At 67.0% G+C, this 22,382-nt stretch carries 18 protein-coding genes; 9 read left to right on the forward strand and 9 right to left on the reverse strand.

The features are described 5' to 3' along the window. The 5 genes from SOM39_RS10600 to SOM39_RS10620 all read right to left on the reverse strand — a co-directional run bounded on the left by SOM39_RS10600 (window position 1) and on the right by SOM39_RS10620 (window position 6,510). Entirely contained in the window at window positions 1-987 is a 987-nt protein-coding gene (locus SOM39_RS10600; protein ID WP_068848196.1) for an AAA family ATPase, read from the reverse strand. Between the two features lie 61 nt (window positions 988-1,048). Continuing rightward, window positions 1,049-1,750: a DUF4159 domain-containing protein gene (locus SOM39_RS10605; RefSeq protein ID WP_320458305.1), complete on the reverse strand. Its 702-nt coding sequence runs from the start codon at window positions 1,748-1,750 to the stop codon at window positions 1,049-1,051. Between the two features lie 16 nt (window positions 1,751-1,766). Beyond that, entirely contained in the window at window positions 1,767-3,101 is a 1,335-nt protein-coding gene (locus SOM39_RS10610) for a TldD/PmbA family protein (RefSeq protein WP_249833429.1), read from the reverse strand. Between the two features lie 21 nt (window positions 3,102-3,122). Next, window positions 3,123-4,757, reverse strand: a complete 1,635-nt coding sequence (locus SOM39_RS10615) for a TldD/PmbA family protein (RefSeq protein WP_068848202.1) — start codon at window positions 4,755-4,757, stop codon at window positions 3,123-3,125. A gap of 124 nt (window positions 4,758-4,881) precedes the next feature. Continuing rightward, a complete protein-coding gene (locus tag SOM39_RS10620; RefSeq protein WP_320458306.1) occupies window positions 4,882-6,510 on the reverse strand; it encodes a TldD/PmbA family protein in 1,629 nt (542 codons plus the stop codon). A 113-nt stretch (window positions 6,511-6,623) separates the two neighbouring features. Here SOM39_RS10620 and SOM39_RS10625 point away from each other — a divergent pair, with 113 nt between their 5' ends. Continuing rightward, window positions 6,624-7,241, forward strand: coding sequence for a DUF938 domain-containing protein (locus tag SOM39_RS10625; RefSeq protein WP_320458307.1), 618 nt, complete (start codon window positions 6,624-6,626; stop codon window positions 7,239-7,241). Between the two features lie 48 nt (window positions 7,242-7,289). On the opposite strand, the gene SOM39_RS10630 is transcribed toward SOM39_RS10625, so the two are convergent. The 3 genes from SOM39_RS10630 to SOM39_RS10640 form a co-directional block, all read right to left on the reverse strand. Beyond that, window positions 7,290-8,864: a phospholipase effector Tle1 domain-containing protein gene (locus SOM39_RS10630; protein WP_320458308.1), complete on the reverse strand. Its 1,575-nt coding sequence runs from the start codon at window positions 8,862-8,864 to the stop codon at window positions 7,290-7,292. A 74-nt stretch (window positions 8,865-8,938) separates the two neighbouring features. Further along, complete coding sequence (locus SOM39_RS10635; RefSeq protein ID WP_320458309.1) at window positions 8,939-9,634, reverse strand: hypothetical protein; 696 nt, start codon at window positions 9,632-9,634, stop codon at window positions 8,939-8,941. Window positions 9,635-10,033: 399 nt separating this feature from the next. Next, window positions 10,034-13,732: an indolepyruvate ferredoxin oxidoreductase family protein gene (locus SOM39_RS10640; protein ID WP_320458310.1), complete on the reverse strand. Its 3,699-nt coding sequence runs from the start codon at window positions 13,730-13,732 to the stop codon at window positions 10,034-10,036. Between the two features lie 160 nt (window positions 13,733-13,892). Here SOM39_RS10640 and SOM39_RS10645 point away from each other — a divergent pair, with 160 nt between their 5' ends. Beyond that, window positions 13,893-14,531, forward strand: coding sequence for a tetratricopeptide repeat protein (locus SOM39_RS10645; RefSeq protein ID WP_320458311.1), 639 nt, complete (start codon window positions 13,893-13,895; stop codon window positions 14,529-14,531). A 66-nt stretch (window positions 14,532-14,597) separates the two neighbouring features. On the opposite strand, the gene SOM39_RS10650 is transcribed toward SOM39_RS10645, so the two are convergent. After that, on the reverse strand, window positions 14,598-16,082 hold the full coding sequence (locus SOM39_RS10650) for an AAA family ATPase (protein ID WP_068848215.1): 1,485 nt from the start codon (window positions 16,080-16,082) through the stop codon (window positions 14,598-14,600). Window positions 16,083-16,213: 131 nt separating this feature from the next. Here SOM39_RS10650 and SOM39_RS10655 point away from each other — a divergent pair, with 131 nt between their 5' ends. The 7 genes from SOM39_RS10655 (at window position 16,214) to SOM39_RS10685 (ending at window position 22,368) form a co-directional block, all read left to right on the forward strand. Beyond that, on the forward strand, window positions 16,214-16,843 hold the full coding sequence (locus SOM39_RS10655; protein ID WP_217538716.1) for a ParA family protein: 630 nt from the start codon (window positions 16,214-16,216) through the stop codon (window positions 16,841-16,843). 16 nt (window positions 16,844-16,859) lie between these two features. After that, complete coding sequence (locus SOM39_RS10660; protein WP_068848219.1) at window positions 16,860-17,336, forward strand: SixA phosphatase family protein; 477 nt, start codon at window positions 16,860-16,862, stop codon at window positions 17,334-17,336. A gap of 117 nt (window positions 17,337-17,453) precedes the next feature. After that, window positions 17,454-17,951, forward strand: a complete 498-nt coding sequence (locus SOM39_RS10665; RefSeq protein ID WP_083214025.1) for a YceI family protein — start codon at window positions 17,454-17,456, stop codon at window positions 17,949-17,951. After that, window positions 17,948-20,041 (forward strand): phospholipase D family protein, encoded by a 2,094-nt coding sequence (locus SOM39_RS10670; RefSeq protein ID WP_320458312.1) that lies wholly within the window; start codon window positions 17,948-17,950, stop codon window positions 20,039-20,041. Before SOM39_RS10665 ends, SOM39_RS10670 begins: the two co-directional genes overlap by 4 nt. 27 nt (window positions 20,042-20,068) lie before the next feature. After that, complete coding sequence (locus tag SOM39_RS10675; RefSeq protein ID WP_217538713.1) at window positions 20,069-20,506, forward strand: hotdog fold thioesterase; 438 nt, start codon at window positions 20,069-20,071, stop codon at window positions 20,504-20,506. A 73-nt stretch (window positions 20,507-20,579) separates the two neighbouring features. Continuing rightward, window positions 20,580-21,371, forward strand: coding sequence for a lysophospholipid acyltransferase family protein (locus SOM39_RS10680; protein WP_095362459.1), 792 nt, complete (start codon window positions 20,580-20,582; stop codon window positions 21,369-21,371). A 4-nt stretch (window positions 21,372-21,375) separates the two neighbouring features. Further along, the gene (locus tag SOM39_RS10685) at window positions 21,376-22,368 is read left to right on the forward strand and encodes a YheT family hydrolase (RefSeq protein ID WP_068848229.1); all 993 of its coding nucleotides are present in this window, start codon (window positions 21,376-21,378) and stop codon (window positions 22,366-22,368) included. Window positions 22,369-22,382 lie beyond the last annotated feature (14 nt).

The raw sequence follows: 22,382 nt of genomic DNA on the forward strand, positions 1-22,382 counted from the left end.
TCAGGCGGGGAAGGGCACGGCCTGCAGCAGCGCGGCGATCACATCGTCGGCGCCCTTCTGCTCGGCTTCGGCGGCGAACGAGAGCAGCAGGCGATGGCGCATCACCGGCGCGATCAGCGCCTGCACGTCGTCGCGGGTGGCCGCGAAACGCCCCTGCAGCAACGCGCGGGCCTTGGCCGCCAGCACCAGCGACTGCCCGGCACGCGGGCCGGCGCCCCACTTGATCCAATGGTTCACCGCATCCGGCGCACCGGCCCCCGGGCGGCTGGCACGCACCAGACGGGTGATCCAGCCCAGGACGTCATCGCTCACATGCACCTGCCGTACCGCCGCCTGCAGGGCCAGCACATCCTCGGCGTGCATCACCTTGGGAACGGTGCCACTGCTGCTGCCGGTGGTCTGCACCAGGATGTCGCGTTCTTCCTGCTCGGTGGGGTAGTCCACCCGCACGTGCAGCAGGAACCGGTCCAGCTGGGCTTCCGGCAGCGGGTAGGTGCCGGCCTGCTCGATCGGGTTCTGCGTGGCCAGCACGAAGAACGGCGCCGGCAACGGGTAGGTGGTGCCGGCGTAGCTGACAGTGCGTTCCTGCATGGCTTCCAGCAGCGCCGCCTGGGTCTTGGGCGGGGTGCGGTTGAGCTCGTCGGCCAGCAGCAAGTGGGTGAAGATCGGCCCCTGCTGGAAGCGGAAATGGCGGTGGCCGGTGCCGTGGTCTTCCTCCAGCAGCTCGGTGCCCAGGATGTCGCTGGGCATCAGGTCCGGGGTGAACTGCACGCGCCGGAACTGCAACTCCAGCGCCTGCCCGAGCGAACGCACCAGCAGGGTCTTGCCCAGCCCTGGCGCGCCTTCCAGCAGCACATGGCCACCGGCCAGCAGGCCGATCAGCAGCTGCTCCACCACCTCATGCTGGCCGACAACGGCCGTGCCCAGCGCATCGCGCAGGGGCTGCAGCTTGGAGAGAAGGGCGTCAATGGGGCTATCGTTTTGCATGGCACGCTCGCAGCAATGAATGTAGAGCCACGCCCTGCGTGGCTGAAGAAATCAGCGAAACCTAGTTGTTCAACGCATACATCACGATGTTCACCCCGAACCGGGTGTTGTCCTCGGCCAGGAAGCGCTTGTTGCGCCAGTCGTAGTCCCACTCGCAGCCATAGTCTTTATTGCTGTAAAGCACGCCCAGCCGGCCATCGACCTCGATGCCCTTGAGGTAATCGTGCACGAGGTCATCGCCCCAGCCATTGAGCTCGAAGCCGGTGGCTGGTGGCCCGTCCGGGAACTTGAAAAAGCTTCGATACAGCGCATGCGTGTTGGGCAGCTTCTTCAGCGCGGCCGGCCCGAACAGCTTGGCCATCTGCGCTTCGAACGACTTGGCGAAGAGCCCGTCGATGTCGTGGTTGCAGTCATCCACGACCACGAACCCGCCGTTGCGCACATAGCGCACGAAGTTCTGCCGCTCGGCGGCGTTGAACTCCACCAGCTTGTGCCCGGCCAGGTAGCAGAACGGAGCCTCCAGCATGCGCGGGTCGGACAGCGCCACCACATGCTCGGTCGGGTCGACCCGCAGCGTGGTGTAGTCGATCAGCGAGGTGATCAGGTTGGACGGCATGCGCGCGTCCACGTCCCAGTCGCCGGAGTCGTACTTGAGCCGGGTGAACCAGAAGTCGTAACGCCCGGCCTGCGCGCGGGCGAACGAGGGCAGGGCCGCCAGGGCGGCCCCGCCAAGCATCAACCGCAGGAACTGCGCGCGGTTCATTGCCGCACGCGCGCCATCAGACCGCGTCGGACAGCGAGGTGAAGGTGAAATCGCGCAACTTCATCGGCGGGATCATCATCACGAAGCTGGATTCGTCACCGGCCACGCGTACCGGCTTGCCCAGCTCTTCGATGTTGTTGAGCATGATCACCGGCGATTCGTTGAAGCGGAAGTTCTTCACCGGGTACTTGATCTGGCCGTTTTCGATATAGAAGGTGCCGTCGCGGGTCAGGCCAGTGAGCAGCACGGTCTGCGGATCGACCATGCGGATGTACCAGGTACGGGTGACCAGGATGCCCTTCTGGGTGCCGCGCACCAGCTCGGCGGTGCTCTTGTCGCCGCCGCTCATCAGCAGGTTGCCCGGGGTGGCATTGGCGGTCTTGCCCTGCTTCTGCGCCCAGAAGCGCGAGTAATCCAGGTTGGCGACCTTGCCGTTCTCGATGATGGCCAGCTTGTTGCGCGGCAGGCCCTGCTGGTCCCACGGCAGCACCGGCGCCTCGGGGTGCCACGGGTCCGCGTACATGTTCACGCGCGGGTCGTAGACCTGCTCGCCCAGCTTGTTGCCGCCACCCTTCTTGGACAGGAAGCTGCGGCCTTCATCGGCAGAGCGCGCATCGAAGAAGTTCATCATGAAGCTGATCAGGCCGGCAGCGGCCGCCGGTTCCAGGATCACGGTGTACTTGCCCGGCTCCAGCGCCTTGGCTTCGGACGATTCGGTGGCCTTGCGCATGGCGATGCGCACGTCCTGGTCGGCCTTGAAGTCGGCGGCGTCCTTCAGGTTGCGGCCCACCCAGCCCGAGCCGCGCCCGTCTTCGGTGCGCACCGTGCAGGTGTAGTCGAAGTTGGTGGTGCGCTGGTAGCCGAAGTTGCCGTTGCTGTTGGCGGTGGCCTGGAAACCCTGGCCATCTTCCAGGAAGCCGGCGGCGATCAGGCCGTTGCCACGGCAGGGCGCGATCGAATCGGCGGCGACCTTGGCGCGGAACGCCGGGTCGATGGCGGCGGTGGATTCGCTGAAGGTCGGGCTGGCGGTGTAGGCCTGCTTGCCGATGGCCGGCAGGAACTCCGGGTTTTCCGGGGCCAGGCGGGCCAGGTCCTCGGCACGGCGGACCACGCGCTCCAGCGCGGCGTCGTCGAACTCGTTGATCGAGGCGGTACCAACGCGCTTGCCGAAGGCCACGGTGACGGCCAGTTCGGTGTTGTCGACGATGCCGCTGGTGGAGACGTTGTTGAGCGCGAAACGGATGTTGCCGTTGATCGAGCCGGCCAGCACCGCGGTGGTCTCATCGGCCTTGGACAGCGCGATGACCTTGTCGAGGATGGCCTTGGCCTGGGCTTCGGTGAAGATACTCATGGAATAAGGGCTCCTGACCGGTCAGCCGAGGCTGCGCGCGGTGTTGATGACGTTGATGCCGTTGAAGCGCGCGGTGGACGAACCGTGCGAGACCGCCGAAACCTGGCCCGGCTGGCCCTTGCCGTCGAAGAACGAACCGCCCAGGCGGTAATCGCGTTCGTCGGCCACGGCGCTGCACGCGTTCCAGAACTCCGGCGTGCGGATCTGGTAGGCCACGTCTTCGAGCATGCGGGTGATCTGGCCGTTCTTGATTTCATAGAACAGCTGGCCGCCGAACTGCGCGTTGTAGCGCTGCTGGTCGATGGAGAACGAACCGTCGCCGATGATGTAGATGCCGTTCTCGACGTCCTTGACCAGGTCGCTCACGCTCAGCGGGGTCTTGCCCGGCGCCATCGACACGTTGGCCATGCGCTGGAACTGCACGCTGGACCAGGAATCGGCATAGCAGCAGCCGTCCGATTCGGTCTTGCCCAGGATGTGGGCCTGGTCGCGGATGGTCTGGTAATCCACCAGCTTGCCGTTGCTGATCAGGTCCCAGCGCTTGGTCTTGACGCCTTCATCGTCGTAGGCCACCGCACCGAGGCTGCCCGGCTGGGTCTTGTCGGCGAAGATGTTGACCAGGTCGCTGCCGTACTGGAAGTGCTGTTCGCGCTTGTCCAGGGTGGCGAAGCTGGTGCCGGCGTAGTTGGCCTCGTAGCCGAGCACGCGGTCCAGTTCCAGCGGGTGGCCGACCGATTCGTGGATGGTCAGCCAGGTGTGCGAGGGGTCCAGCACCAGGTCGTACTTGCCCGGCTTGACCGACGGCGCCTTCAGCTTCTCCTGCGCCTGCTTGGCCGCCGCGATGGCGTCTTCCTTCATGTCGTACGACGAGCCGTAGTTGACCACGCCGTTCGGCGTGAGCACCTTGCCGCTCGCGGCGCCATCGAGGTATTCGTAACCCATGCCCATCGGCGCGGACAGGCCTTCGCGGGTGCGGAACTTGCCACTGGCCTTGTCGATGGCGGTGACCGTCATCGGCGCCCAGATGCGGTGCACGTCCTGGTCGATGTAGGAGCCATCGGTGGACGCGAAGTACTTCTGCTCGTTGACCAGGAACAGCATCGAATTGACGAAGCTGGCCCCCGCACCCATCGCGGCGGCGTTGACGTCCAGCAGCAGGTCGACCTTCTCCTTGATCGGCACTTCCATCGCGTTCTTGCGGATCGGCGTCTTCCAGCTCACCTCGCCCACACCCGGCGCAGCGGCCAGCTGCACCTTGGCGGTCTGTACGCCGGCGTTGGCCTTGGCGATGGCCACCGCCTGCTGGGCGGCACGCGCCACATCGGTCGGGTTGAGCTGGTTGGTGGCGGCAAAGCCCCAGGCACCATTGACGATCACGCGGATGCCCACACCGGTGGACTCGGTGTTCACCACGTTCTGCACCTTGTCTTCGCGGGTGATCACGAACTGGCGCAGGTAGCGGCCGATACGCACATCGGAGTAGGTGGCGCCGCCCTGGCGGGCGGCGGCCAGCGCGGCGTCGGCCAAGCGCTTCTTCAGCGCCGGGTCCAGGGTGCTGTGCAGTTGCTCGGCGGCAATCACCTTGCCGAAGAACGCCGGCACGATCAGGCCGCCAGCAGTAAGCCCGGTCAGGGCAAGAAAGTCACGTCTTTGCAAGGCAGCTCTCCACGTCGGTGTGGGGGTGGCAGGAACAAGGCGGGATCAGCGGTACAGCGGTGCATCGATTCTTGCGGGCGCGGCGGTCCAACGGTAGTGACGTTTGGCACGGTGGCCGGGCGGCTCAGCCCAGGCTGCGTGCGGTGTTGATGATGTTGATGCCGTCGAAACGCGTGGTCGCCGAGCCATGCGACACCGCCGAGACCTGGCCGGGCTGGCCCTTGCCATCGAAGAACGAACCGCCGAAGCGGAAATCGCGCTCGTCGCAGATCGCGCTGCAGGCGTTCCAGAACTCCGGCGTGCGGATCTGGTACGCGGCGTCTTCGACCATGCCGGCGATCTGCCCGTTCTTGATCTGGAAGTACAGCTGCCCGCCGAACTGCGCGTTGAAGCGCTGCTGGTCGATGGAATACGAGCCGCGACCGTGGATGTAGATGCCGTTCTCCACGTCCTTGATCATGTCGGCCACGCTCAGCGGGGTCTTGCCCGGTGCCAGCGACACGTTGGCCATGCGCTGGAACTGCACGCTGGACCAGGAATCGGCGTAGCTGCAGCCGTGCGATTCGGTTTCGCCCAGCAGGTGCACTTCATCGCGGGTGGCCTGGTAGTTGACGAGGATGCCGTCCTTGACCAGGTCCCAGCGCTTGGTCTTGACCCCTTCGTCGTCGTAGCCCACCGCACCCAGGCTGCCCGGGGCGGTCTTGTCGGCAAAGAAGTTGACCCGCTCGCTGCCCCAGCGGTAGCCGGCGTCGCGCTTGTCCAGCGTGGCGAAGCTGGTGCCGGCGTAGTTGGCCTCGTAGCCGAGCACCCGGTCCAGTTCCAGCGGGTGGCCGACGTTCTCGTGGATGGTCAGGAACAGGTTGGACGGGTCCAGTACCAGGTCGTACTTGCCCGGCTTGACCGACGGTGCCTTGAGCTTCTCGCGGGCGTGGCGGGCGGCGGCGATGGCATCCTCCACCGGATCGTACGAGTCACGGTAGGCGGTGATCCCGCCGGGCAGCTGGATCTTGCCGCTGGCATCGCCATCCAGGAATTCATAGCCCATGCCCATTGGCGAGGACAGCCCGGCGCGGGTACGGAACTTGCCGGTGCCCTTGTCGATGGCGGTGGCGGTGAACGGCAGCCAGATGCGGTGCACGTCCTGGTCGATGAACGAGCCATCGCTGGAGGCGAAGTACTTCTGCTCGTTGACCAGGAACAGGGTGGAGTTGATGAAGTCGGCGCCGGCATTGGTCGCGGCCGCATTCAGGCTCAGCAGCAGGTCGACCTTCTCCTTGATCGGCACCGCCATGGCGTTCTTGCGGATCGGCGTCTTCCAGTTCACATCGCCCACCCCCTTGACCGGCGCCAGCTGTACCGGGCGGGTCTGGATGGTGGCGTTGGCACGGGCGATGGCGGCGGCCTGCTCCACCGCGGCCAGGATCGCGGCCGGGGTCTGCTGGTGGGTGGCGGCAAAGCCCCACGCCCCATTGACGATGACCCGGATGCCGATCCCGGACGATTCGCTGTTGGTGACGTTCTGCACCCGCGCCTCGCGGGTGATCACCGCCTGGTTGAGGTAGCGGCCGATGCGGACGTCGCAGTAGCTGGCCCCGGCCCGTTTGGCGGCAGCCAGTGCGGCCTCGGCCAGCGCCTTGTTGCGGACCGCGTTGGCCGGCTCGAGCAGCTGCTCGGCGGCGATCAGGCGGGCGTGCGGCACCATCAGGCCCGCCAGACCCATGCCAGACAGCGTCAAAAACTCACGGCGTTGCACAGCGTTCGATTCCCCGGGAACGATCAGCCTTCGACTGTCGTTTGCGACCCGGTGCTGGCACAAGTGACTGCGGTCATGGTTGGATGTGCGCTGATCCGACATTTCCGAACGTCATGAGCCAACAACGCTGGTCCGAGGCCTGCGAGCGCAACCGCGACCCGATCCTGGCGGTGCTGCGCCGCCTGCTGCAGGACCGCCACCGCGTGCTGGAGATCGGCAGCGGCACCGGCCAGCACGCAGAGTACTTCGCCGCCCAGCTGCCGCACCTGCAGTGGCAGGCCAGCGACCATCCGGACTACCTGCCGGGTATCGCCGAGCGCCTGGCCGAGGCGGGGCTGCCCAACGCACCGGCGCCGTGGCCGCTGCAGGCGGTACTTGCGCCGGTGCCGGGCCTGGCCCCACTGCCGGCGGCCCCGCTGGGCTTCGATGCGGTGTTCAGCGCCAACACCCTGCACATCATGAGCTGGCCGCACGTGCAGGCACTCTTCGCCGGGCTGCCGGCGGTGATGGCCGCCGATGCGCTGCTGTGCGTGTATGGTCCATTCAATTACAACGGTAACTACAGCAGCGACAGCAACCGGCAGTTCGATGGGTGGCTGAAGGCGCGGGACCCGGCGTCGGGCATCCGGGATGCCGAGGCGGTGGATGCGCTGGCCGCAGCGCAGGGCTTGCGGCTGGTTGACGATGTGGCGATGCCGGCCAACAACCGGCTGCGTGTCTGGCGGCGGTGACACGCAGGCCGGGCCGGCGCGGACACGCATGGCGTGTCCCTACGTTGGTTACCGCGCAAACCCGCCCAGCGCTGGCTCCGGGGCCTGCTGCGGGGCGGCGTGCTGCAACTGAAATGCCTGCTGCTGCTCGATCTCACTGGCGGCAGCCTCCAGTTTCTGGTCCGACACCGCTACCGGCGTCTGCTTGGCCAGTTCGATATCAAACGGCACCCGCTGCTGGTCATGCGGTCCGCTGCCATGCTGGACAAGGAAGGCGTAGCCCTTCGATCCGAACACAACCTCATCGACGCGGGAGATCTCGCTCCCCTGCAGCGGGCCGTCGTTGCTGCCGGGATACAGCGCCTGGCGCGTCTCCCGGTTGTCCATCGCGCAGGCCAGCGCCGAGCGGCAGAACTGTTCCCTTTCCAGCCCGTTCGCGAAGCTGACCTGCCCCTTGTCCTCGGCGGCCTGCACGCCTTCCCGGATGCGGGCCAGCGTGGGATTGTCCACGTGACCGGGGGCGTCCGGCGCCTTCCGCTGATCGCGCTGCGCGGCCAGCTCCACCAGGGCCTGCAGCTGCGCCTGTTCCGCCGGATCGGGCTGGATGGAACGGTGTTCGAACCGCGCCGCCAGCGCCTGGTCAATCGGCTCGGAGTCGTTGCACGGATCGACGATCTTGCAGTTGGCCAGTGCATCACGCAGATTGCGCTCGCCGTCGCGGTCGATCTTCAACCCGTACAGCGCGGTCGCGCCGCCGGCCTGGTACAGCGTCATCGTATCGAGGTCCATCGGCACGGCGCGCTTCTCGAACAGTGGCTGGTCGCGCAACGTGTTCAGATAGTCGATGGCGGCGTTGCCGGTCAGGATCTCCAGGCCAGCATCACGGTTCCCGCCGCCCACGTTGGAATGGCCACCTGGCGCGGCGACGTTGATCGCGCGCCCATCCGGCGTCATCCCGGGATCGTTGATGGCCTGGTGCGGAAACAGCTCGCGCTGCTCATGGGCGGCCATGATCGCCACGCGCGATATAGCGCTGGGCGGCAAACGCGCGTCGTAGTTTCTCGGCATGTTGGTCGCCACCGGGTCGAACAGCAGCGCGGCCTGGGCGATCTTGCCTGGACCGATCAACGGCGGAGAGCTACTGAGGACACTGATGTTGCCGTTCTGATCATTGCCAAACTTGAGATCCGCAGGATCGGCAATCCCGTACTGGTCGATCAAACGAAGCAAGCCCGCAGTCTGCACTGCGCCGCGGCTGTAGCCAGTTCCAATGACGCGGACCTCGGCCTCGGGATCGCTTCTTACCCAAAGACTGGTCTTACGAGCCAGCTCAACGTAAGCATCCTTGATGTTGTCATCCCACGAGTACGCGAGCATTCCATCGAGCGTGCGACCCACGGCGTTCGGCTGGGTGCCTATGCCTCTTGAGTAATGCGCAGCCATTCGATTGTCGGGCTCGGCGGAGTGAGCCAGAGCCTGTTCAAACAGCAGCCCGACAGTTGTACTGGGGCCGAGCTTCGGATTGTCGAGGTCTTGGCCCGTTCCATCCAGGAATGCGAAGAAAAGATGCTCATGAGCACTTCCTTGACGCTGGAGCACAGGGACTGATAGCTGCCCCAACTGTTCCCGCATGTCCTGCTCCATGCGGAGATCCCCAGCTGCAACTGCTCTGCTGCCTCGACTGGAACTTCCCTTTCCCATTGCGGCGCTCCTTGTGATCAGTACTCGTAGGTCTTCGCCAGATAGAGGTCATCGCGGAACCCGCTGCGCCGATTTCCTGGTATCTGCATGTGCTTGGTCGGCACGAATGCGTTCATGTAAACCCGGATGGTGCGGTCGTTCACTTCAAGCAAGATAGAGGGACTGACGACAATCTTGCCGTCTGGCGCGTCGGAAACTTCTTCTCGCGGAACGAAGTGACGAACCAGTCCGTCCTTGAAGATTTCCCCGATATCAATCTCGGCCTCGTGTGAAGTGCCATCCTTCGAACGCCAGATCACCTTGGCGGCAGACGGAAAGTTGGGAACCGCGCCGTAGCTGCCGTTCCAACCCTTGAGGTAATCTGGGCCATAGGACGCTGATGACCTCGTAGGCTTGTCCCCGCCAAACTTGAAGTTGTCGTAGATCACATGGCATTCAAGCGTGTCGTAGCAGCGCGGGCCGAAGCTGTGCTTCTCAAACCGCAGCGGCCATTCCACCGGCTTGTAGTTCATCTTCGCCGAGATGGCGGGATCGCCCTCGGACACCAGCTCACCGCTGGTCACGACCGGAGGGTCGGGGTAGGTATAGCGTGCACCGTGCATTGGCTTGCTCTCCTGAATCTCCGTGGGCTGGGACGTTGCCGCCCCGGGCGTTGCACAAGCAGCCAGCGCGAGGCTTGCGACAGCGGCGACCTGCAGGGGCATCTTCGGCATGTCAGCTTCCTTGTCTTTGCGCCCTTAGGGCATCGGTGTTTCCCGCAACAGGGCGTGCGGCTTGCGCTTGTGCAGCGTCGGCGGGTCACCTGGCAGGCGTGATGCAAGTGTAGCCTCAGTGTATGCCGTGACAGGAGCGGCATTGCGCCGCCGTGGCGCAACGTGGAATGAGTGGCACACTTTCGGTGTGCCGGACCCGTGCGACACAGCGGCGGCGGACGGTAGAGCGGACCGTTGGTCCGCTGCCTTTCGCGGGATGCCGGAAGCTGCGAACGCGGGCGGCAGCGCGCTTCGCGCGCAGCGGACCAACGGTCCGCTCTACCCTGGGGGTGCGCGTGCGTTCCGGGTGTCAGGGCGGTGCGTTCGAAAACGCATCGCCCTGATACGCAGGGGCAGCGATTACGCCACCTGCACGATATGCAGTGCCTTCGGGTTGCGCCACTGCGCCAGCAGCACCGCTTCACGCGCCTTGGCCTTGTGCAGGTGCGCTTCCTTTACATGCCCATAGCCGCGGATATGTTCCGGAATGCTGGCAATCTCCACCGCCAACGCAACGCGGTCATCGCTCAACCCTTCCAGCAGCAGTGCCACGGTCTGTTCGTAATCGGCAATCAGCTGGCGCTCGCCCCGGCGCTCTTCGGTGCGGCCAAAGATGTCGAACGTGCCACCGCGCAGGAACTTCAACTTCGCAAGCAGGCCGAACGCCTTGAGCATCCACGGCCCGTATTCCTGCTTGATCAGGCGGCCCTGTTCGTCCTTCTTCGCGAACAGCGGCGGGGCCAGGTGGAAGTGCACCTGGAAATCGCCCTCGAACTGCTGCTGCAGGCGGCGCTGGAATTCGCCGCTGGTGTACAGGCGCGCCACTTCGTACTCGTCCTTGTAGGCCATGAGCTTGAAGTAGTAACGCGCCACGGTTTCGGTCAGCGCCGTGCTGCCGGCCTTGTCCCACTCCGCCGTGCGCACGCGGTCGACCAGCGCGCGGTAGCGCGCGGCATAGGCCGCGTCCTGGTACTCGGTGAGGAAGCGCACGCGGCGTTCCACCAGCTCATCCAGCGAACGCGACAGGCGCTCGTCATCCAGCGGCAGGAATGCCACGTCGCTGCCGCCGCCATGCCCGGGCAGGCCACGCAGTTCGCGCTCGTCGCCGGTTTCGCGCGGCGCGGCGGTGGCGCCCCACTCATTGCCTTCCCATTCGCCCGGCGGCAGGTCGTGCAGCGGGCCCGGGGTGCGCTCGGCATCGGTATGGCCGTTGCGGACCAGACCGGCGGCCTGCTGCACCGCCTGAGGATCCACGGCGGCCAGCCGGCCCCACGCGAATGCCTGCTGGTTCATCGCCACCGCTGCGCCATTGAGCTCGACCGCGCGCATCAGCGCCTCGAACGAGATCGGCACCAGCCCCTGCTGCCAGGCGTAGCCCAGGATGAACAGGTTGGAGGCAATCGCATCTCCAAGCAGCGCGGTGGCCAGCTGGGTGGCATCCAGCAGCAGCGGGTCGCGGCCGCCCAGCGCCACGCGGATGCCGGCAATGATGTCGGCCGCCGGGAACTGCATGTCCGGGCGGGTGGTGAAGGTGCCCGGCATGGCTTCATAGGTGTTGAGCACCACCTGCGAGCGCTCGGCGCGCACCTTCGACAGCGCCCAGTAATCGTTGACCACCACCATGTCGCAGCCCACCACCAGGTCGGCTTCGCCGGCGGCGATGCGCACCGCATGGATGTCTTCCGGACGCTTGGCGATGCGGATATGCGTGGTGACCGCGCCGCCCTTCTGGGCCAGTCCGGTCTGGTCGAGCACGCTGGCACCCTTGCCTTCCAGGTGCCCGGCCATGCCCAGCAGCGCGCCGATGGTCACCACGCCGGTGCCACCCACGCCGGTGATCAGGATGTTCCAGGGCTGCTCGAGCGTGCTGCGGAAGGTCGGCACGGGCAGGTTGTCGAGCAGGCTGCTGCGCTCGCTGCGCGAGCCCTTGCGCAGCGTGCCGCCGTGCACGGTGACGAAGCTGGGGCAGAAACCGGTGGTGCAGGAATAATCCTTGTTGCAGTTGGACTGGTCGATATCGCGCTTGCGCCCGAATTCGGTTTCCTTCGGCAGCACCGACACGCAGAAGCTCTTCTGGCCGCAGTCGCCGCAGCCCTCGCACACCAGTGAATTGACCACCACGCGCTTGGGCGGGTCCACCAGCTTGCCGCGCTTGCGGCGGCGGCGCTTTTCGGTGGCGCAGGTCTGTTCGTAGATCAGGATGCTGGTGCCCTTCACTTCGCGCAGCTGCTTCTGCACCGCATCCAGCTCGGCGCGGTCATGGAATTCCACGCCCTCGGGGAACAGCTCGCGCTTGTTCCACTTGCCGATCTCATCGCTCACCAGCACGATCGTCTGCACGCCTTCGGCGCGCATCTGGTGGGCGATCTGCGGCACGGTCAGGGTGCCGTCCACCGGCTGGCCGCCGGTCATCGCCACCGCGTCGTTGTAGAGGATCTTGTAGGTGATGTTGACCCCGGCGGCGATCGCCTGGCGGATCGCCAGCGAGCCACTGTGGAAATAGGTGCCATCGCCCAGGTTCTGGAACACGTGTTCGGTATCGGTGAACGCGGCCTGGCCGGCCCACGTCACGCCTTCCCCGCCCATGTGGGTGAAGGTGTCGGTGCTGCGGTCCATCCAGGTGACCATGTAGTGGCAGCCGATGCCGCCCAGCGCACGCGAGCCTTCCGGCACGCGGGTGGAGGTGTTGTGCGGGCAGCCCGAGCAGTAATGCGGCACGCGCGGGAAACTGGCGCGCGGCAATGCCAGTTCGGCCTCCTTGGCATCCATCCAGCGCAGGCGCTGTTCAATGGAGTCATTGGTGAAGAAGCGCTGGATGCGGCGGCCGATCACGCCGGCAATGGTGGCCGGGGTGAGTTCGTTGGTGGACGGCAGGATCCACTGGCCGGCTTCGTCGTACTTGCCGACGATGGACGGGCGCTGGCCCCAGCTGGACGGCCAGTTGTAGAACTGCTCCTTCATCTGGCGCTCGATGAAGGCCCGCTTCTCCTCCACCACCACGATGTCCTCCAGCCCCTGGGCGAAGCGCGCGATGCCTTCCGGTTCCAGCGGCCAGGTCATGCCGACCTTGTACACGCGGATGCCGATGTCGGCGCAGGCGCGCTCGTCCAGGCCCAGGTACTCCAGCGCCTGCAGCACGTCCAGGTAGCTCTTGCCGGTGGTGACGATACCCAGCCGCGCACGCGGCGAATCCATCACCACCCGGTCGATGCCATTGGCCCGCGCGAACGCCTGGGCGGCCTTGACCGCATAGCGGTGCAGGCGCATTTCCTGGTCCAGCGGCGGGTCCGGCCAGCGGATGTTGAGCCCGCCGGCGGGCATTTCGAAGTCTTCCGGCAGCACGATCCGGCGCGCGAACGGGTCCACCTGCACCGACGCGGACGATTCCACCGTCTCGGCGATGGTCTTGAAGCCGATCCAGCGCCCGGTGTAACGGCTCATGGCCCAGCCGAGGAGGCCCATGTCCAGGATGTCCTGCACGCCGGCCGGGTTGAGCACCGGCATCATCGCGCTGACGAATTCATCTTCGCTGCCGTGGGGCAGGGTGGAGCTGCGGCAGGCGTGGTCGTCGGCGGCCAGCGCCAGCACCCCACCGTGCACGGACGTACCCGCCGCATTGGCGTGCTTGAACACATCGCCGCAGCGGTCCACGCCGGGGCCCTTGCCGTACCACATGCCGTACACGCCCTGGACCTTGGCCCCGGGGAACAGGTTGGTCTGCTGGGTGCCCCAGACCATGGTCGCGCCCAGATCCTCGTTGAGGCCGGGGGTGAACTTCACCTTCGCCGCCTCCAGGTGCTGGCGGGCGCGCCACAGTTCCAGGTCGAAGCCGCCCAACGGGCTGCCGCGGTAGCCGCTGATGAAGCCGGCGGTGTCCAGCCCGGCGGCTTGGTCGCGCAGCCGCTGCATCAGCGGCAGGCGTACCAGAGCCTGCACCCCGCTCAGGTAAATGCGGCCATCGGTACGGGTGTACTTGTGGTCCAGCGTGTAGCTGTCGTCCAGCGGCCCGGCAGGCAGGTTGGCGGACGAAGGCGAGGTGAGTTCGGCGGTACTGGTCATGGCTGGCCCGTGCTGACGGCTGGCACGGCCACCGCGAGGGCGGCCGGAAAGGGCGGAATTGTATCAGCCGGGCATTTTCTGGCCTTCGGGACTCGCACCGCGGGCGAGCTGCGGTTAGGATCGGGGAGGGAGGTTGTTGTGACAACCTGGGGGAGTTTGTATGGCAGTGGCAAGAAAGATGCTGGCCGGCATGGTGCTGGCGGCGGGGATGAATGTGTTCGGGGCGGCAGCGCAATCGTTGCCGGCATTGCAGGAGTTCTACTTCGATGACGACGTGGCTGCGGTCACGCCCGTGGTCGTGCCGGCCGACAGCAGCGATGTCGTCGACCAGCTGATGAAACAACGCGAACGTGGCCGCAAGGCGCTGGAAGCCACCGTGCAGCTGGCCAGCGTGGCCTATGCACAGGGCCGCCCGGAGCTGGGCCGCGAGCTGTACGCCGATGCGGAAAAGAATGCGCCGGGTACCTCGGTGCCGGGCCGCATGGTGCGCTGGAACCATGGCTGGGATCTGTTCCGCCAGGGTGACGCCGAGGCGGCCCTGGTGCAGTGGCACAGCGCCCAGCAGGGTCTGCGCGGCAACGCATCGTGGGTGCCGCAGACCTACGCGCTGGCGTTGTGGACGCTGGGTCGCAAGGACGAAGCGGTGAAGTGGTACGCCGCCGCCGTGCGCACCGAGCCGCAGCGTTGGAGCACCAGCGACGGCTACGCGCAGGCACTGCCGGGCTGGCGCGACAGTGAACGTGCCACCTTGGCCGAAGTGCAGCAGGCCTGGGCGGCGCAGCCGCCGGCTTGGCCGTAACACCCGCAGGTTACGCCGGCTTCGACCCTGCTCGAAGCCGGTGGCCGCACCGTGCTGGAGCGTGGTCTATTCGTCCGCGCTGACGGTACGCCCGCGTGCCCAGTCGCGCAGGCCGTTGACCTGTTCGGCCATCAGCACCGACAGCGGGCGGCTGCCGCGGATCTCGGTCATCAGCAGTTCGGTGTCCAGCGCACGTTGTTCGGCATGTGCCGCGTACAGCCCGGCCACCACGGCCTGTTCGATTTCCGCGCCAGAGAAACCATCGCTGGCCGCCGCCAGCGCCGGCAGCGCGAAATCGTCGGCATTGAGCGTGCGCCGGCCCAGGTGCAGCCGCAGCAGCTCCACCCGGGTATTGGCATCGGGCAGGTCGACGAAGAAGATCTCGTCGAAGCGGCCTTTGCGCAGCAGCTCCGGCGGCAGCTCATGCACCTGGTTGGCGGTGGCCACGATGAACACCTGGCTCTTGCGCTCGGCCAGCCAGGTCAACAGGTGACCCAGCACGCGCCGGGACACGCCGCCGTCCTCGCCACCACTGGCCAGCCCCTTCTCGATCTCGTCGATCCACAGCACGCACGGCGCCAGCTGCTCGGCCGAGGCCAGCGCCTCGCGCAGGTTCTTCTCGGTTTCGCCGTGGAACTTGTCGTACAGGCTGCCGAAGTCCAGGCGCAGCAGCGGCACCCCGAAGCCGGCGGCGGTGGCTTTGGCCAGCATCGATTTGCCGCAGCCCTGCACGCCCAGCAGCAGCATGCCCTTGGGCGGGTCCAGCCCGGCCGGGCCCTGGCCGCCCAGGAACACCGGGCGACGCTGGTTGACCCAGCGCTTGAGCCGGTTGGCCCCGGCCACGTCGGCGAAGCGGGTGGTGTCGTATTCGTAATGCAGGTGCCCGGCGCGGTTGAGCAGCTCGAACTTCAGCTTCGCCAGCTGCGGCAGGTCGTCCTGGCTGATGGCACCGTCGGCGAAGATCAGCTGGCGGGCGATCCGCCGTGCATCCACCAGGCTCAGCCCACGCAGGTTGTGCAGGATCTTCTTGACCGCATCGTTGTCCACTTCGACCCGGCGGCCACCGTTCTCGCGCGCATAGGCGGCCACTTCCTCGCGCAGCATCTTGAGCAGCGCGTTGGGGTCGGGCAGGCGCGGGTTGAAGCGGGTGGCCAGCGCCTCCAGCTCGGCCGGCAGCTCCACCTTGGCGCCGATCAGCACCAGTACGTGGGCCTCGCAGTGGCGGCGCTGGATCAGGTCGCGCAGCGCGCGCTGGTGGCTGGCATAGCCCAGGTAAGGGTGGAAATCGAGCAGCAGGTAGATGCCGCGCTGGTCGGCCTGGCGGATCATCTGCAGGGCCGAACTGGCATCGGGCGGGCCGACCGCGTCGTCCTCGCGGTCCATGTCGATCCGGCGCAGGCCTTCGGTGATGGACCAGCGGTGCAGGGCCCGCCAGACATGCATCAGGGTCTGCCGGAACAGCTCCACCACACGACCCTCGTCCTGGGTCTCGATCACGATCAGCGGGGTATTGGCGCGGATCAACGCGCTGAGGTCCTGTAACTCGCTCATGCCGGCTTGCAGTCCATTGGATCGCGCACGATAGCAAAGCGGCGCGGGATGCAGGAGGTTCAGCCGCGCGACTATCTCCATCACGGAGGGCGGTGTACGCTCGGGTCACGTTCCCCGGAAGCGAGGCTGGCATGAAGACGATCCTGGTAGCCGGTTCCAAGGGTGGGGTGGGTAAATCCACCATTGCCACCCACCTGGCGGCGCAGGCCGCCCTGGCCGGCAAACGGACCGTACTGGCCGACGCCGACCCGCAAGGCTCCAGCACCCGCTGGGCAGAACGCCGTGCCGGGCTGGAAAGCGCGGTGCTGCCCATTGATGCCAGCGGCAAGCACCCGCTCAAGCACGTGCCTGACGACACCGAGGTATTGGTCATCGATGCCCCCGCCGGCGCCCGCGCCGGTGAGCTGGACGCCTTCCTGGACGTGGCCGACGCGGTGGTGGTGCCGGTGCTGCCCTCGGCGCTGGACATCGAAGCCATCGTCGGCTTCCTGAACACCCTGTCCAAGGTGCCGCGCGTGCACAAGCGCAAGCTGCCGGTGGGGCTGGTGCTCAACCGCACCAAACCGTGGACCCAGACCTCCCGCCAGGCCGAGCAGATGCTGGAGGAGTGGCCGTACCCGGTCGTTGCCAAGCTGCGCGATACCCAGGGCTACGTGGTCATGACCGGCCTGGGCCGAAGCCTGTTCGATTACCGCTCCGCGCAGGTGCGCGAGCACCAGAGTGACTGGGAGCCACTGTTGAAGTGGTTGAAGATTGCCTGAGCCAGAAGAGAGCCTTATGCGAGAACTGATCCTGCTGCGCCACGCCCATGCCGAACCTGCGGGTACCGGCCAGGCCGACCTTGACCGGCCGTTGTCGTCGACCGGGCTGGCCGAAGCCGAAGCCGCCGGCAAATGGCTGAAAGAAAACAACCTGCTGCCCGACTGCGTGCTGTATTCACCCGCGCGGCGTACCCGCGAGACCCTTGAAGCGGTGCTGGGCGTCATCGGCAACGTCGAAAAGCGCTTGGACGACGGGATTTACGAGGCGACGCCCGGTGCATTGGCTGCCCTGGTCGATGACCGCAGGGACGTGGATCGGCTGCTGGTGGTCGGGCACAACCCCGCACTGGAACAACTGGTGGCGCTGATGAGCGACGGCAGCAGCAGCGAATACCGCGGCATGGCCCCGGGCGGAATAGCGGTACTGCAGATTCCCAGGGACACTGCCATCGAGCCCGGCGTTGCGAGCCTGACCGCGTTCTGGTGGCCGTAAGCCGTGACAGCAGTACGAACCCTGTTGTGCTGTCTGCTCGGGCTGGCGGCGGGGGCGGCGCGTGCCGAACCCCCGGTGACGGCCCTGCCCCCGGCCCAGGCCGCACCCAGGCACGTGATGGAGCTGGATACGGCGCGTTCGCGCCTGGGCTTCGAGATCCGCACCCGGCTGGGCCAGCGTATCGAAGGGGTGTTCCCGCGCTTTGAAGGCCGCATTGACGTGCTGGCCGACGGCCGCCACCAGGTCCACCTGCGCATGTTCACCGGCTACGTGGAGATTCCCGGCAAGGACCGCTACACCGGCTGGATGCGGGGCGAGGAGTTCTTCGACGCCGGGCGCTACCCGGTGGTCGAATTCGATTCAGTGCCCTACGACCCGCAGCTGGTCGAGAAGGGCGGCGGCATCCATGGCCGGCTGATCCTGCGCGGGGTATCCCACCCCGAGACCCTGCAGGTGGAACCGGCGTCCTGCCCCCGGGCCGGGTATGATTGCGATGTGGTCAGCCGCGGTACCGTCCAGCGTGGCCGGTATGGGATGGACAGCTGGCAGCTAGCCCTGAGTGATCGAGTGACCTTCGTCCTGCGTGCGCGTCTCAACGAGGCGCTGAAACCGTGAATCCCCTGCTGCGGGTGATCGTGCTGGCAATCCTGTTGCTGGGCAGCGGCTGTGCGTCGCTGTCCAACGCGCAGCGCGAGCGCGCGGCCGGCATTGCGGCGCAGGCGCGTTCCCATGTGGTGGACTGCGACAAGCCCGACCGCTGCGCGCTCGATTCGCCATTGCGCGCCTTGGGCGGGCAGGCCTTCAGCGAATCCACCGAAGCGGCGCCTCGCCATTACGCCACCATCCTGGACGAGGGCGAAACCGCGCTGGTGGCGCGCATCAACCTGATCCGCAGCGCCACCCGCAGCATCGACCTGCAGACCTATATCTTCGACAAGGACGACAGCGCCCGGCTGGTGCTGGACGAACTGCTGGCCGCCGCGCGGCGCGGGGTGAAGGTGCGGGTGCTGATCGACCAGCTCTCGGCGATCTCCGACCTGGAGATCCTGGCCGCGCTGGCCAGCAGCCACCAGAATTTCGAAATACGCGTCTACAACCCGACGTTCGGCAAGGCGCGGCTGAACTACGCCGATTATGCCGGCAGCGTGATCTGCTGCTTCCGCCGCTTCAACCAGCGCATGCACAACAAGCTGCTGGTGATCGACGATGCGCTGGGCGTGGTGGGCGGGCGCAATTACCAGGACGACTATTACGACTGGGACAGCGAATACAACTTCCGCGACCGCGACGTACTGCTGGCCGGCCCCGAAGCGCGCGGCATGGCAGCCAACTTCGATGCGTTCTGGCGCGCCCAGCGCAGCGTGCCGGCCGAGCGCCTGAACGATGTGGGCAATACCCTGCTCAAGCAGGGCGCCCCGGCCATGCCGCCGGCCGACTACCGCCGCCCGGCGCGGGTGGAACAGGTGATCGATGAGGCGATCGACCCGGCCTACATCCAGCGCATGTTCGTCGATACCGCACTGCCGGTGCGCTCGGTCCGCTATGTGGCCGACCTGCCGCGCAAGCACCGCCGCGAGCGTGCCAGCCAGCCGGCCAACGGCCAGCACGTGACTGAGCCGCAGCTGGATTCGTTGATTGCCGGCGCGCAGAGCGAAGTGCTGCTGCAGACCCCGTACCTGGTGCTGTCCAAGCCGGCGCGCAAGTTGTTCGAGGCACTGCGCAAGCGCGAACAACCGCCGCGCATCGTGGTCTCCACCAACAGCCTGGCCGCCACCGACAACCCGATCGTCTACGCGCTGTCCTACAAGTACAAGCGCCGCAACATGCGCGAGCTGGGCTTCAACATCTACGAGTTCAAGCCGTTCCCGCTGGATGCGCCGGTCGACTACCGCAACCTGGTGCCGGCCCCGCTGGGCACCACGCCCAGCACCGACAGTGGGCGCAGCAGTCTGCTGGGTGGCAGCGCGGCCGGCAGCAACGCGCGCAGCAGCGGCAGCAACCGGCGCAGCGCGGACACCACGGGCGCAACCGCACCGCCCGTGGCGCAGGAAGACGCCGGCACCGTGCCAGCCACCGACGACGCCGGCGACCGCCCGCAGCCGACCCCCGGCCCCGCCGCGCGCCGCCGTACCGACGGCAGCGTGGTGGAACGCCGCGTGCTGCGCGCCGAAACCCGGCCTTCGTTCCTGGGCACCAAGGCGGTGAACAAGCCGCTGCCGGTGACCCGCAGCGGTGCGCGCATGGGCCTGCACGCCAAATCACTGGTGGTGGACCGCCGCATCGGTGTGATCGGCACCCACAACTTCGACCCGCGCAGCGAGAACTACAACACCGAAGGCGCGGTGATCATCGATGACCCGGCGTTTGCCGAAGCGCTGGCGCAGAGCATCCTGCGCGACATCCACCCCAAGAACTCCTGGGTGGTGGCGCCGCGGACCAAGCCGCCGGTGCTGTCGGGCCTGAACTACAGCGTGGGCAAGGCCTCCGAAGCACTGCCGGTGCTCGATTTCTGGCCGTGGCGTTACGCCACCGATTACGAATTCCAGCCCGGCCCGGACTGCCCGGAGCCGCTGCGCCGCCAGGACCCGGACTTCCACCGCTGCTATGTGGCCGTGGGCGATTTCCCCGAGGTCAACGTCGGCCCGAAGTGGCTGCTGGTGCGCATGCTCACCGCGTTCGGCGCCGGCCTGGTGCCCATCCTGTAATTACTCTTCGTTCCAAGGAAGCAGCGCATGTCCCAGGTATTCCGCGAGCCGGTTTCGATCGAGGCGCTCAACGCGCTCAGCCGCAACACCCTGATCGAACACCTTGGCATCGTCTTTACTGCCGCCGGTGACGACTGGGTCCAGGCCACCATGCCGGTCGACGCGCGCACCCGCCAGCCTTACGGCATCCTGCACGGGGGCGCCTCGGTGGTGCTGGCCGAAACCCTGGGCAGCAGCGCCGGCAACCTGTGCGTGGATACCCGCGAACAGGTCTGCGTGGGCTTGGAGATCAACGCCAACCACATCCGCGCCCAGCGCGGTGGCACCGTCACCGGTACTGCGCGGGCCGTGCACGTGGGCCGCAGCACCCACGTGTGGGACATCCGCATCGAAGACGAGGCCGGCAAGCTGGTCTGCACCTCGCGGCTGACCCTGGCCGTGGTCCCGGCGGCCCGCCCGGGCTGAGCCCGGCTTGACCTGCTGTGGCGGATGGCCCGCCACGCTGGCAGACCCCGCAGCGCTCGGGTATCGTTCGCGGATGACTTCCCCCCCTTCGGCCTCGCGTGGCGGCGTGGCGCGTGTGTGCCGTTACCTGTACCGCGTTCCCCTGCTGCTGGTCCACCTGCTGCTGTTCCTTCCGCTGCTCCTGGTCGGCATGCTGCCGCCGTGGGGCAACCTGCGCGTGGGCGGGCGTACGCTGGAGCACCTGCTGGTCAATGCCTGGTCGGGCGGGTTGATGTGGATCTTCGGCTTCCGCCTGCACCGCATCGGCACGCCGTTGCCGGGCGCGGTGCTGTTCGTGGCCAACCACGTCAGCTGGGTGGACATCTCCATGCTGCACAGCCAGCGCATGATGGGCTTCGTGGCCAAGCGCGAAATCGCCGGCTGGCCGGTGGTCGGCTGGCTGGCCGCACGTGGGCAGACCATCTTCCACCAGCGCGGCAGCACCGAATCGCTCGGCGGGGTGATGCAGCTGATGGTCGAGCGCCTGCAGCAAGGCAAGGCCGTGGGCGTGTTCCCGGAAGGGCGCACCCGCGGTGGCCATGAAGTGGGCCCGTTCCACGCCCGCATCTTCCAGGCCGCGGTGGAAACCCAGGTGCCGGTACAGCCGGTGGCGCTGCGCTACGGCGTGCGCGGCGACGCGCAGACGGTGGTCGCGTTCGGCGAGCGCGAAAGCTTCTTCGCCAACTTCCTGCGCCTGCTGGGGGAACCGGCACGGCGGGCCGAGGTGCATTTCCTCGCGCCCATTGGCACCCATGACCTGGAAGGCCGCCGCCGCATCGCGGAAACCTCGCGTGCGCGCATCGTGGCGGCCATGAACGCCCAATAGCGCGATGCTGACCGCTGCCGACTACTGTCCGCCGCGTTGGCTGCGCAACCCGCACCTGCAGTCGATGCTCAGCTCCAGCCGCATGCGCATGCAGCGCGGCCTGGTGCTGCTGGCCGCAACGGGCGCGCTCACCGAAGAGCTGATCCTGGACGGCGGCGAAGGCGTGCGCCTGCAGGGCTGGCACAGCCGCATCGAAGGCCGTGAGCCGGTCGGCATGGCGCTGCTGCTGCATGGCTGGGAAGGCAGTTCCGAATCCAGCTACATGCGCATGACCGCCGCGCGCATGCTCGAGGCCGGCTACGACGTGGTGCGCCTGAACTTCCGCGACCACGGCAACACCCACCACCTCAACCCTGGCATCTTCCACTCCAACCGCATCGACGAAGTGGTACACGCCGCCGGCGACATCGCCCGGCGCTGGCCGCAGCTGCCGCTGGTGGCCGCCGGCTACTCGCTGGGCGGCAATTTCGTGCTGCGGCTGGCGCTGCGCGCGCCGTCGGCCGGGGTACCGCTGCGGCGGGTGGCCTCGGTCTGCCCGGTGCTGGACCCGGCGATCACCATGGAAAGCATCGAAAACGGCCCGGCGATGTACGACTGGTACTTCCGCCGCAAATGGGCCGGCTCGCTGCGCCGCAAGCGCGACCTGTTCCCCGAGCTGAGCGACTGGGACGACCGCGTGCTGAAGCTGGACATCCGCGCGCTGACCGCCTGGCTGGTGGAACACCACACCGAATTCGGCACCCTGCAGGCTTACTTCGACGGCTATTCCATCGCCGGCGACCGCCTGGCCGGGCTGGAAGTGCCGGCCGACATCCTGATGGCCCAGGACGACCCGGTCATTCCCTACGCCACCTTCCACGGCTGGCGCCTGCCGGCCCATGCCCGGCTGGAAATCGCCCCGTGGGGCGGCCACTGCGGGTTCCTGGAAAACTGGCGTGGCGATGGCTTCTCCGAACGCTGGGTGGCCCAGCGGCTGAGCCTGGAAGCGCTGCGCTGAGGCCCGGCCCGGCG

The organism is Stenotrophomonas sp. CFBP8994 (assembly GCF_034044835.1).
GTDB classification, from domain to species: Bacteria; Pseudomonadota; Gammaproteobacteria; order Xanthomonadales; family Xanthomonadaceae; genus Stenotrophomonas; species Stenotrophomonas rhizophila_A.